The organism is Acinetobacter sp. NIOH-H-8 (assembly GCF_046635365.1).
In the GTDB taxonomy this organism is placed as follows: domain Bacteria; phylum Pseudomonadota; class Gammaproteobacteria; order Pseudomonadales; family Moraxellaceae; genus Acinetobacter.
In genome coordinates this window covers 1-408 of record NZ_JBHDVN010000289.1, presented here as the reverse complement: position 1 = coordinate 408, position 408 = coordinate 1, and the positions used below count along the sequence as shown (strand labels likewise).

Below are 408 nucleotides of genomic sequence, written 5' to 3'. Positions count from 1 at the left end.
TGATATGTCTATTGATTTAGACCCAACCCAACTGGCGATTGAATTTTTACGCCGTGATAAAACCGAACTTTCTCCCGCGCAGTATTTGAAGCGTTTAAAACAGCTGGAGTTAGAGTTTGCCGATCTCCTCACCCTCTCTGCAACCGAACTGAAAGAAGAGATCTATTTCGCCTGGCGGTTGGGCGTGCATTAATAGAGTCTGTGTAGGCCGGATAAGGCGTTACGCCGCCATCCGGCAGTTGTATCGCACCGTGCCTGATGGCGCTACGCTTATCAGGCCTACAACCTCTCACCGCCACCAAAATCTCATTCTGGCACGCCAATTGCTTAATATAATCAAGAGGCTGCACACTCCCTACCGGCGCAACCAGGTTGCACCACAACACAGCATCGGTAGCACCAGTATTG

1 protein-coding gene is annotated in these 408 nt (G+C 50.2%); it reads left to right on the top strand.

The genetic code is table 11. From position 1 onward, the window contains the following. Positions 1-193: YdiH family protein (locus ACEWB7_RS18280; protein WP_411581130.1), on the top strand; the 193-nt coding region annotated here is incomplete at its 5' end. Positions 194-408 lie beyond the last annotated feature (215 nt).